The sequence below is a fragment of the Halorubrum sp. GN12_10-3_MGM genome (assembly GCF_005435235.1).
GTDB lineage: Archaea > Halobacteriota > Halobacteria > Halobacteriales > Haloferacaceae > Halorubrum > Halorubrum ezzemoulense.
In genome coordinates, this window is the sequence record NZ_SGUB01000047.1 from 1 (window position 1) to 9,124 (window position 9,124).

Annotated in this window: 12 protein-coding genes; 6 read left to right on the plus strand and 6 right to left on the minus strand. The window is 71.5% G+C overall.

All coding sequences use genetic code 11. The features are described 5' to 3' along the window. From EXE47_RS17825 to EXE47_RS17835, 3 genes are all read right to left on the minus strand, one after another. Positions 1-483: DUF2891 family protein (locus EXE47_RS17825; RefSeq protein WP_137708595.1), on the minus strand; the 483-nt coding region annotated here is incomplete at its 3' end. 111 nt (positions 484-594) lie between these two features. Then, the gene (locus tag EXE47_RS17830) at positions 595-1,053 is read right to left on the minus strand and encodes an NOB1 family endonuclease (RefSeq protein ID WP_049930887.1); all 459 of its coding nucleotides are present in this window, start codon (positions 1,051-1,053) and stop codon (positions 595-597) included. After that, complete coding sequence (locus EXE47_RS17835; RefSeq protein WP_049930889.1) at positions 1,053-1,298, minus strand: PRC-barrel domain-containing protein; 246 nt, start codon at positions 1,296-1,298, stop codon at positions 1,053-1,055. Before EXE47_RS17835 ends, EXE47_RS17830 begins: the two co-directional genes overlap by 1 nt. A gap of 191 nt (positions 1,299-1,489) precedes the next feature. On the opposite strand from EXE47_RS17835, the gene infB reads away from it, so the two are divergent. The 3 genes from infB (at position 1,490) to EXE47_RS17850 (ending at position 3,905) form a co-directional block, all read left to right on the plus strand. Further along, on the plus strand, positions 1,490-3,283 hold the full coding sequence (infB, locus tag EXE47_RS17840; RefSeq protein ID WP_089308581.1) for a translation initiation factor IF-2: 1,794 nt from the start codon (positions 1,490-1,492) through the stop codon (positions 3,281-3,283). A gap of 41 nt (positions 3,284-3,324) precedes the next feature. Further along, complete coding sequence (locus tag EXE47_RS17845) at positions 3,325-3,504, plus strand: hypothetical protein (RefSeq protein ID WP_049930893.1); 180 nt, start codon at positions 3,325-3,327, stop codon at positions 3,502-3,504. Positions 3,505-3,578: 74 nt separating this feature from the next. Next, positions 3,579-3,905 (plus strand): hypothetical protein, encoded by a 327-nt coding sequence (locus EXE47_RS17850; protein ID WP_049930895.1) that lies wholly within the window; start codon positions 3,579-3,581, stop codon positions 3,903-3,905. A 23-nt stretch (positions 3,906-3,928) separates the two neighbouring features. On the opposite strand, the gene EXE47_RS17855 is transcribed toward EXE47_RS17850, so the two are convergent. The 3 genes from EXE47_RS17855 to EXE47_RS17865 all read right to left on the minus strand — a co-directional run bounded on the left by EXE47_RS17855 (position 3,929) and on the right by EXE47_RS17865 (position 7,132). After that, on the minus strand, positions 3,929-4,504 hold the full coding sequence (locus EXE47_RS17855; RefSeq protein ID WP_089308580.1) for a hypothetical protein: 576 nt from the start codon (positions 4,502-4,504) through the stop codon (positions 3,929-3,931). Positions 4,505-4,791: 287 nt separating this feature from the next. Next, on the minus strand, positions 4,792-5,859 hold the full coding sequence (locus EXE47_RS17860) for an mRNA surveillance protein pelota (protein WP_049930899.1): 1,068 nt from the start codon (positions 5,857-5,859) through the stop codon (positions 4,792-4,794). A 25-nt stretch (positions 5,860-5,884) separates the two neighbouring features. Continuing rightward, positions 5,885-7,132 carry a DUF4013 domain-containing protein gene (locus EXE47_RS17865; protein WP_089308578.1) on the minus strand — a complete coding sequence of 416 codons (1,248 nt, stop codon included), beginning with the start codon at positions 7,130-7,132 and terminating at the stop codon, positions 5,885-5,887. 238 nt (positions 7,133-7,370) lie between these two features. On the opposite strand from EXE47_RS17865, the gene EXE47_RS17870 reads away from it, so the two are divergent. The 3 genes from EXE47_RS17870 to EXE47_RS17880 all read left to right on the plus strand — a co-directional run bounded on the left by EXE47_RS17870 (position 7,371) and on the right by EXE47_RS17880 (position 9,110). Continuing rightward, positions 7,371-7,790: a hypothetical protein gene (locus tag EXE47_RS17870; RefSeq protein WP_086215362.1), complete on the plus strand. Its 420-nt coding sequence runs from the start codon at positions 7,371-7,373 to the stop codon at positions 7,788-7,790. After that, positions 7,787-8,722 carry an alpha/beta hydrolase gene (locus EXE47_RS17875; protein ID WP_049930905.1) on the plus strand — a complete coding sequence of 312 codons (936 nt, stop codon included), beginning with the start codon at positions 7,787-7,789 and terminating at the stop codon, positions 8,720-8,722. The genes EXE47_RS17870 and EXE47_RS17875 overlap by 4 nt, the downstream gene beginning before the upstream one ends. 76 nt (positions 8,723-8,798) lie before the next feature. Then, complete coding sequence (locus EXE47_RS17880; RefSeq protein WP_049930907.1) at positions 8,799-9,110, plus strand: MTH1187 family thiamine-binding protein; 312 nt, start codon at positions 8,799-8,801, stop codon at positions 9,108-9,110. The last annotated feature ends 14 nt before the right edge of the window (positions 9,111-9,124 follow it).

A 9,124-nucleotide genomic window follows, 5' to 3' on the forward strand; every position in this document is an offset into this window, starting at 1 on the left:
CTCCCGGACCCGCCCTTCCAGCGGGCGGAGGGTCTCGCGCCACGCGTCGGCGCGCGGGTCGTCCCACAGGTCGAGTTCGGCGGCGAGCCGGAGCAGCCACGCCCAGCCGTACGGCTCCTCGAAGCCGGGGTTCTCGTCGAGGTACGCGACCTCGCTCGCGACGCTCTCGGGAGCCAGTCGCTCGTCGATCCCGGCAGCGATATCGGCCTCGTCCGGGTGGTGCGGAACGAGCCGCAGCGCGCGGACGAGCGCCCAGTGGCTGTGGACCGCCGAGTGCCAGTCGAAGCAGCCGTAGAAGACGGGGTGGTCCTCCGACGGGGGCGGCGGCGCCTCCGGCCCCTCGACGGCGCCCCGATAGTGGGGGTACTCGGTCTCGACACCGTCGAGCGGGTGGGCGGCGAGCGCGGTCGCGACCGCGTCGTCGAGCGCGTCCGCCCGCCCGGATCGGAGCGCGTCCGGCGACAACTCCTCGAAGGCGTTCATGCCGGTCGGTCGGCGGGGCGCCTGTTCAATCGGTCGGTCGGGTGCGGACCGGTCGCACGCGGCTCGGGAGCGGGAGGGAACGACTCGCGCCGCGGCGCTCCGGCGGCCCGGTCACGCGGGGTTCTTCCGCGTCAGGTCGCTGCCGCAGATCGGACACCGCTCCTTGTTCTCGTCGAAGGTGCGGTTGCAGCCGACGCACTGGAAGCGCCACTCGCGCTCCTCGGTGATCCCATCGCGCTCGATGGGCTCGACCGGGAGGTCGAGCCGCTCGGCGACGTTCTGCATCGCGTAGTCGTCGGTGACGAGCGTCCCGTGAAGCTCCAGCGCGGTCGCGATGAGCCGGATGTCGGTGTCGGACAGCTCAGCGGCGTCGCCCGACCCCTTCGCGGCCCGGCGGACTCGGTCGACCGCCTCGGGCGCCGGGACGTGAACGGTCATCCCGGAGCCCTCCATCGCGTCGAACCGGAGCGCGACCTCGCCTGTCAGTTCGTCGTGGACCGCCGGGATGGAGACCACGTCCTCGTCGGTCGTGTACTCGTGGATGAACGCGGACGAGTCGAGGACCTGCATCAGCGGGCGACGACGATGTAGTCTTTCACCGCCTGTACGTTCGCGACCGGGACCCGGAGCCGCCCCATCTCGTCGACGTCGAAGTCGACGCGCTCGCTCCTGAGCTGCTCGTGCGGGCTGACGAGCAGGTGGTTCAGCTCGCCGGACTCAAGGTTCATCGTGATGTTGTACAGGTCCCCGAGCTCCGTGCCGTCGGCGCTCATCACCGCCTTCCCGGAGAGGTTCTCCGCGAGGATGTCGACCATACCCGCACGGTCCCGGGCGACGGTCTTAAACGCCACGGGCCGTCCGACGGGCGACCGACGCGGACGGGCTCGGCGCCGGGCGCTCGGTGACTGGGCACCGGTTTCGCCGCCGCGGATCACCGCGGCGTTTTGAAAGGCTTAACTGACGGCCGGAACGAATGGTGGCTATAACCTTCTCGGGGCGATCACATATGACCGACCACACACACGCGGACACCCTGCGAACCCCCATCGTCGCCGTGCTGGGTCACGTCGACCACGGCAAGACGAGCCTGCTCGACACGATCCGCGGCTCCGCCGTCAGCGAGGGCGAGGCCGGCGCGATCACCCAACACATCGGGGCGACGGACATCCCGCTCGACACCATCTCCGGCATGGCGGGCGAGCTGATCGACCCGTCCGACTTCGACCTCCCCGGCCTGCTGTTCATCGACACGCCGGGCCACCACTCCTTCTCGACGCTGCGCGCCCGCGGCGGCGCGCTCGCCGACATCGCGGTGCTCGTCGTCGACGTCAACGACGGCTTCCAGCCGCAGACGGAGGAGGCGATAGACATCCTCCGGCGGACGGGGACGCCGTTCGTCGTCGCGGCCAACAAGGCCGACACGACGCCGGGGTGGAACCCGCAGGACGGCGAACCGATCCAGAAGAGCATGGAGGAGCAGTCGGAGCGCGCGAAGTCCATGCTCGACGAGAACCTCTACGAGATTATCGGCCAGCTGTCCGACGCCGGCTTCTCCGCCGACCTCTACTGGCGCGTCCAGGACTTCCAGAAGAACATCGGCGTCGTCCCGCTCTCGGCGCTCACCGGCGAGGGCGTCCCGGACCTCCTGACGGTCCTCATGGGTCTCTCCCAGCGGTTCATGAAAGAGGAGATGGCGATCGACGTCACGGGGCCCGGCGAGGGGACGGTCCTCGAAGTGAAAGACGAGCGGGGGTTCGGCGCGACCGTCGACACCGTCGTCTACGACGGCGTGATCCGGAACGGCGACACCATCGTGGTCGGCGGACAGAACGAGCCGATCGTCACCGAGATCCGCGCGCTGCTCCGTCCGCGGCCGCTCGCGGAGATCCGCACCGAGAAGGAGTTCGAGAAGGTCGGCGAGATCGGCGCCGCGGCCGGCGTGAAGATCGCCGCGCCCGACCTCGACCAGGCGATGGCGGGCGCGCCGGTCCGGGTCGTCCGCGACCGCACCGCCGATCAGGTCATCGAGGAAGTGAAGGCCGAACTCGCCGAGATAGAGGTCGAGACCGCCGACAACGGCGTCGTCGTCAAGGCGGACACGCTCGGCTCGCTGGAGGCGATGGCGAACGCCCTCCGCGAGGCGGAGGTCCCGATCCTGCGCGCCGAGGTCGGCGACATCGCGCCGCGCGACATCGCGGTCGCCGAGACGGCGAACCAAGACGAACACAAGGCGATCCTCGGGTTCAACGTCGACCTCCTCAAGAACGCGGAGTCGGACTTAGAGAACGCGGACGTGAAGCTGTTCAAAAACGAGGTCATCTACCAGCTGGTCGAAGACTACGAGCGCTACGTCGAGGAAAAGCAGCGCGCGCAACAGGAGACGGTGCTGGACAAAGTGGTCCGTCCGGCCCGCTTCCGCATCCTCCCCGACCACACGTTCCGGCAGAACGACCCCGCGGTCGTCGGCGTCGAGATCATCTCCGGCACGCTCCAGAACAACCGCAACGTCGGCTACTTCGAGGGCAACGAGTTCGAGCGCGTCGGCGACCTCTCCGGGATCCAGAAACAGGGCGACGACGTCGACGAGGCTCGCGCCGGCGAGCGCGTCAGCATCGCTATCGACGGCCCGACCGTCGGCCGCGGCATCGAGGAGGGCGACACCCTCTGGACCGAGGTGCCAGAGAAGCACGCGAAGATCCTCGAACAGGAATTAAAAGAGGAGATCACCGCAGACGAGCGCGAGGCCCTCCAAGGCTACTTGGAGACGCGCCGGAAGCGCGACCCCTTCTGGGGGAAGTGACTCCGACAAGACTCTTGTAATCGGCGTCGCCACGTCTGCCTATGGTCTCCCGAGAGAACGCGGTCATCCTCCTGTTCATGGCGGCCGGCTTGGCGCTGGCGTACGGCGGTCGCGTCGCGACGGGCCTGAGCGACACCGTCCTGATCGGCGTGCTGATACTGGTCGGCGTCGTGGCGCCGCAGGCGGTGATTGGCTACCTCGACGCCGAGAACTCGGGGTGACGCGGCCCCGTCCCCTCCGAGCGCACCCGTCGATCGCGTGTCGCCGTTATGTGCGTCGAGCCCGTAACGGGGGTATGGAGACGACCGTGATCGAACACGACGGCGCGATGCTCGCGCGGCTGGAGGGCGACGACCGGGTGTTCGAGGTGCGCTTCGACGCGCTCGAACCGACCGACGTGACGCTGCGGTTCCGCCGCGGCGGCGAGCGCGTCGGGAGCGTCTACAACGACGACGGCACGAAGCGAACGATGGCGCGCCTCACGACCGCTCGCGAGGGGACCGACTTCATCGGCGTCGAGGTGCCGAAGGAGTTCGTCGCCGAGGTCCTGGACACGGCGCTTGAAACGGGCCGCGTCACCGACGAGACCGCAGCCGAGGGGTATCGACTCCGGGTGCTCTGAGCCGACGCGCCGCGCCCCCGGAGTCAGGCGTACAACAGGATGATCACCGCGACGAACGCCAACTCGCCGCCGACGAGCAGCGCGGCCAACAGCCAGGCCTTGTAGGTCCACAGCCACTCGCGGGCGTCCGCGAACCGGCTCCCGCCGTCCGCCTCCGAAGCGGCGCGGTACGCGGCGTCGACCCGCCAGCCCGTCTCCGAGTCGTACGTCGCTGGCACGCGGGTGCCGACGAGCTCGTCGACGTCGAGCGGCGAAACGCCCGCGGCGTCCAGAAATCCGAGGAATTCCTCGGACTCCTGAAGCGATCCGTCGCGGGGCGCGTCGAACCGCTCGGTGTGCGTGGCGTCGCCGTGCGGCGGACGCATCTCGACGACCACTCGGTCGCCGACCGAGCGTACCCGAGTGACGATCAGCGCGTTCTCCTCGTCGTTGAGGTACGCCTCGCGGAGCCGGCGCTTCACCTCCTCGTTGACGCCGGCGTCGTCGAGGTCGTCGGGGAGGGTCTCGGAGTCGGGGAACGCGTCGGCGTCCGCGTTGTCAGCGCCTTCGCGGTCGGCGGTCGTCGAGACGCTCTCGTCACCGCCGGATCGGTCCGCCATCGACCCGTGATTGGCGACGCGCTCTGATAAGGTCACGGCCGCTCCCCGAACGCGATACGTGACTGTCGTCGCTACGAGCGACCCCCTGACCGAGCATAGCGAAGCCCCGGCCGCTCGGCGATGCGCGGTCACCGACCCGAGCACGACCGCCGAAGCCCCGGCCGCGCGCCTCACGCCTCCCCAGCCTCGTCGCTGGCGCCGGCGGCGCCAGCGACTCCCTCGCGCGTGCGGCTCGGCCGCGAGGCGGCCTCGCAGGCACGCGCCACCGCACCTCGACTGTCAGCCGCTCACTGGAGCCGGTAGCGTAAGATCGCGGCGATACCGCCGAGGTTGGCGAGCTGCTCGCCCGGCGCGAACTCCGAAGAGAAGACGACCACGTCGCCGCCCTGCTGCTCGACCGACTCGATCACCGCGTTCACGTCGATCTCCCAGTCGCCGTCCCCCTGCCGCTCCGTGCGGAGGCGCTCGTCGACGACGAGCAGCGTCTCGACCGCGCCGAACTCGGCGGCCTCGGCGGTGTCGTCCGGGCCGTACGTCGCCTTCTCGCCCGTCGCGATGTTCTCGGTCAGCTCGTCGATGAGGCTCGCCTCCTTCGAGATGCGGGTCTCCTTCTGGACCTCGTCGACCGCGCCGCGCTTGAGCACCTCGTGGACGCCGCGGTCGCCGGCCGCGGAGGTGTCGACGGTGGTGATCCGGTCGGAGAGGTCGCGGAACTCCTCGTCGACGTAGTCGCGGGCGTCGTTCTTCGTGAAGCCGGGCCCGGCCAAGATTACGGCGTCGGCGTCGAGGTGCGCGAGCGCCTCGCCGAGTTCCGCGAACAGCTCCTCGCGGGGGCGAGAGAACTCGCCTTTGCCGGTCGGCTTCGTGAACGAGGCGTACTCCTCCGTGCCGTACTGCTGGACCGTGTGGACGTACGCCGCGCCCTCTTCCACGGTCGCGATGGCCACGTCGGGGTTCTCCGCGGCCTCGGTGGCCTCCTCCAACCGCTCCGTCTGGTCGGGCTTGAAGTGCTTCTCGACGGTTATCTCGTCGTGCTCCTCGACGTTGAGCGTGTGGTGGGCGTTGAGCTGGTCCTCCCGCGAGCAGCCGACGATGACGCCCGAGACGCGGAGGCGGTTGGCGAACCGCGCGAACTCCACGTCCTCCACCTGAAGGGTGACGAAGATGTGTTCGCGTTGCCCGCCGGTGTCCCGCATCTGGTCGTCGTTCCGCTGGATACGTCTGGTGGTGTCGCCCTCGACGAGGTCCCCGGGTTCGAGGACGTGCGCGAGGTGCCAGAGGTCGTCCACGTTCTCGGGGACCAGCGTGAGCCGTTCCCGGCCCTCTTCGCCGTACCCCCGCTCGGAGATGCGCATGTCCGAGCGTTCGCTCGGGACCGTATCAACTCTTGTCTTCCGCGTCGGAGAGCCGCGGCCCCCACACGAAGCCGCCGTCCGGGCCGGCGGCGTCTGGCTCGTCGGCGTCCGTCCCGTCCGGTTCGGCGGCGTCCGCGTTGACCTCCGCGGTCGCGTCGGCCGGGTCATCTCCGCCCTCGATCGGCACGGTTCGACCGGTCTGGACCGCGGCCGGCGGCTCGCTCCGCATCGGCCGCCCGCCGTCGCCGGACACGGCGGGAACCGACGGGGCGTCGCGTCCGCGGCCGACCTCGGCAGCCGCTGTGCCGCCCCGAGCCGCCACCTTGCCGCGAGTCTCCGTGCCGCCCCGAGCCGTCGCGTTGCCGCGAGTTATCGCGTCGCCGCGGGTCGCCGCGTCACCACGAGCCGTCACATCACCGTGCGTCGCACCCGTTTCGCGGAGCGCTCGGCCACCGGCGTCCGTGGCGATGTGAGCCTCCGTAACGCCCGGCTCCGTCCGGCTGTCGGGGCCACCCGCCATGGCGGCGGCCGCGCCCCGCCCGTAGAGTCCGTGTGCGACGACGCGGACGAGGAAGGCGAGCGCGACGCCGACGACCAGCGGCGCCGTCGGCGCCGCGACGGCGTACCCGACGGCGAGCGCCCCGGCGGCGAGCGTCCACCCGGTGGCGTACGGGCCCGTCGCGGCGATGTCGGCCACCGTCTGCGGACTCAACCCGTCCCTGAGCCGGCCGGAGGCGGCGAACGCGGCGAGCGCCGCCGGGCGGACGTACGCGAACGCGAGGAGGTACGCCCCGACGAGGGCGGCGACGACGCCGACGGCCGCGACCGCGACGACCGCCGGCCCGCCCGGCCCGAGCGCCGACTCGACCGCCGTCGCCGTCGCCGCCGGGTCGACCGGCCCCTCGATGAGGGCCGCGACGACGCCTCCGGCGACCGCGAGCCCCCCCGCGAGCGGCGCGAGCAGCGCCGCGGACAGCAGCACCGACTTGACGCCGTCTCTGACCAACTCCCCCCACGCGACCAGCGAGGGCGTGCCCGTCGCCTCACCGGTCTGGATCGCGCTTCGAGTCACCCGGACGAAGTACCCCCGCGCGACGAGCCACGGCGCGAGCGCGACCGGCGCCGCCGCGGCGACCGCCGGGCTGACGAAGAGGACGCCGACGAGCCACGCCGGCGTCAGCACCCACGCCAGCAGGGTCACGGCGCCGCCGACGAGGACGACGCCCGCGGTGTCGTCGGTTCGGGTCAGCGCCGTCGCGGCCGCGGTGAGCATGTGACTACACACAGGAGCGGGAGCAGCATAAATGGTCTCCGGCCCGAGCGTTTATACCACTCCACGGGTTACACCAAGTTGGCCGCGCGGGACAATCGTGTGCCTCTGACAACCTATCTGCGGCCGCCACTCGGCGGTCGTCCCCCGCCCGCGGCTTTCGTCTGACCGTACCATCCCAGCGGCGGCGCCGCCGGCGTGTGCCGGTACCGATTTATCCCGTCCCGCCGACGGATCGGGTATGACCGGCGACGAGCGGACGGCCGACGTGGAGCCGGCGCTCCGCAGCTACGGCGTCAGCGTCGAATCGATCGACGGGGGCGACCCGCTGGAGCTGACGTACATGACCGCCTTCCCCGGCCGCGAGGTCCACCGCGGCGAGATCGGGCGCGCGCTCAACGCGCTCATCGACCGCGCGGAGGCCGACGAGTGGGACCCCGTCCGCGTCGAGGGCACGGTCGTGCGGTCCCCCGGCGATGTCCTCGGGACGTGGCACGCCGAGGCGGAGTGGTTCGAGGCGCTCGCGCGCTACGAGATCTCCGAGACGGAGTTCTCGGCCCGTGTGCTCGACACGCTGAACGAGACCGAGGCGGAGGGCGAACCCCCGGGCGCGTCCGGCGGACCGGACGCGTCCGAGGCGGATCCGGAGGGCGACCGGTGACCCGCCGACACCCTGTCAACCGAGCGCAGCGCCGCCTCGCGCGCCCGGCCCGAGAGCGGTTCGCCACCCGGGCGGTCGCGTTCGACGCCGACGGCGCGACCTGTCGCGGGACGCTGTACCTGCCCGGCGGCGACGCCGACGACCCGCCGATCGTCGTGATGGCGCCCGGGCTCGGCGCGGAGCGCACCTTCGGTTACCCGGCCGTCGCGGAGCGGTTCGCCGACGCGGGCTACGCCGCCCTCCTCTTCGATCACCCGGAGTTCGGCGAGTCGGACGGCGACTCGCAGACGGTCGACCTCGCCCGCCAGCGCGCGGCGTACGAGGCCGCGATCGACCGCGCGGGCCGCCTCGACGACGCGGGCGACGACCTCGTGTTGTGGGGCGCGTCGCTGTCGGCCGCGCACGTCCTGACGCTCGCCGCGGAGCGCCGGGACGTCGACGCGGTCGTGGGCCTCGTCCCGATGCTCGACGGGCGCGCGATCGCCCGCCGACGCGGCGGGCGGTACCTGCTCCGCTCCGGCATCGCAGGGCTCCGCGACCTCGTCGGGCACCGGGTCGGTCGCGGTCGCACCGTCCCCATCGTCGGCGGGACGGACGAGCGCGCGGCGATCACGGAGCCGGGGACGAAGCGGAAGTACCTCGACCTCGTCGACCGCGAGTCGGCGTGGCGCAACGAGACCCCCGCCCGGTCGCTGCTCGGGCTCGTCGGCTACCGCCCCGTGACGCGACTCGACGAGGTCGACGCGCCGACGCTGCTGCTCGCGGGGACCGACGACAACATCGTTGACGCCGAGTCGGTCGCGGACGCCGGCGAGCGGCTCTCGCGCGGGACCGTCGTCACCATGCCCGCCGACCACTTCTCGGTGCTCGGCGACGACTTCGAGGGCGCGATCGGACACCAGCTCTCCTTCCTGCGCGACGCGCTGGAGTAGGTCGCCGCGGGAGAGGCGAACTCGGGCGTCGTCGCCCGCGCGACCGCTTAAGTGAGTCCGCGGCGCATCCCCGCCCATGACAGCCATCGCGATGCTGAGCGTCGCCCCGGTGGTCGAGGAGAGCATGGCCGAGGAGGTGGCGGCCGCCGTCGCCGCGCTCGACGACTTCGACGTGAGCTACGAGACGAACCCGATGGGGACCGTGATCGAGGCCGACGACGCCGAGACGCTGTTCGCGGCCGCGGCGGCGGCCCACGACGCGGTCGACGGCGACCGCGTCTCGACGGTCCTGAAGATCGACGACAAACGGGCGAGCGACGGGACCGCGGACGAGAAGGTCGAGGCCGTCGAGGAACAGCTCGGTCGGGAGGCGAAGCGGGAGCGCTGATTCTGCGCTGGGGG